Source organism: Micromonospora sp. LOL_014 (genome assembly GCF_048060245.1).
GTDB lineage: Bacteria > Actinomycetota > Actinomycetes > Mycobacteriales > Micromonosporaceae > Micromonospora_E.
The window spans coordinates 1-237 of sequence record NZ_JBHMIP010000130.1 but is presented as its reverse complement, the minus strand read 5'-3'; the positions used below and the strand labels follow the sequence as shown (position 1 = coordinate 237).

Here is a 237-nt window from a genome sequence, read left to right as displayed (position 1 = left end):
ACTGGCAGCACAAGCTGTCCACGACGATCATCCGTGAGAATCAAGCGGTGTACGTCGAGGATCTGTGTGTCGTCGGTCTCGGTCGGACCCGGCTGGCGAAGTCGGTGCACGACGCGGGATGGTCGTCGTTCGTCGCCATGCTGGAGTACAAGGCGGCGAGGTACGGGCGTACGTTCGCCCGGGTGGACCGGTGGCTCCCGTCCACCCGGATGTGTTCGGACTGCGGCCGGATCAACG

1 protein-coding gene is annotated in these 237 nt (G+C 65.0%); it reads left to right on the top strand.

The genetic code is table 11. The features are described 5' to 3' along the window. Nucleotides 1-47: 47 nt before the first annotated feature. The coding region (locus tag ACFHW1_RS28935) for a zinc ribbon domain-containing protein (protein WP_416616761.1) at nt 48-237 on the top strand (190 nt) is incomplete at its 3' end.